The sequence below is a fragment of the Frankia sp. CeTa3Moorea genome (genome assembly GCF_978021225.1).
On sequence record NZ_CDXDOR010000226.1, the window covers coordinates 1 to 844 of the forward strand.

The following is an 844-nucleotide window of genomic DNA, read 5'->3' on the forward strand; positions in this document are numbered from 1 at the left end:
ATCCTCCTGTAGACCGCCCGGTACTGGGCGGAAGGTTAGCGTCGGGTAAAGCGGGTGGGTCAGCCGGGTCCCGCTCCCGTGGTCGGCGTGGTCGGCGCGGGTGCGGCGGCCGCTGGTCCCCGGGCGATCCGGAGAAGCTGGGGAATGATCGCGGCACCGATCCGTCGGGCACCGCCATTGGAGATGTGCACACCGTCGTCGTCGCGTAGCCGGACACCGTCCAGTTCGTCGACGTACTTGTCACCCGGAGTGAGAATCGACGCGATGTCGATCACGGTGACGCCGGGATGGCGGGCCGCCGCGGCCCGCAGCAGCGCGTTGAACCGCACCACCCGTTCGGCCTTCGTCTCCGGGTAGATGCCGCCGTTCGGCGCTTCGGTCGGCTTGAACACCGGGGTCGTCAGGAGCACCACCTTGGCACCCTTGGCACCGAGTGTGTCGATGGCGAGGTCGAGTTCCCGGCCGAGGTAGGCGTCGAACCCCGGATCGCCGATGTGCGTCCACCGGCCGTCCCGCACCTGGTCGGTGATCTCCCAGCGACCGACCAGCAGGATCGCGAGTGCGGGGTTGACCTCGTTCACCCGTTGGGCGAACCGCTGCGGCCACTGGTCGCATCCGTCGGTGGTGGGACCGGCGCTGCCGAGGATGCGCCGCTGCACCCCCCGGGCGACGCCGCACCCCAGCTTGGAGAAGTCGTGGATCTCCATACCCTGCTGGGCGGCCCTCGAGGAGAAGTCGCTGAACCCCAGGGTGAGAGCCACCGAGTCGCCGCCTAGCAGGACCTTGATCGGGGCGTTCCCGCCGGCCTTGACGGCGACGGCCGGTTGTGGGGAGGTCGCCGCCC

Annotated in this window: 1 protein-coding gene; it reads right to left on the reverse strand. The window is 69.9% G+C overall.

The window, feature by feature from the left end:
* Positions 1-59: 59 nt before the first annotated feature.
* Positions 60-844, reverse strand: a 785-nt coding sequence (locus AC08OV_RS23155; RefSeq protein WP_476620313.1) for a DUF459 domain-containing protein, incomplete at its 5' end; no start/stop codon positions are given.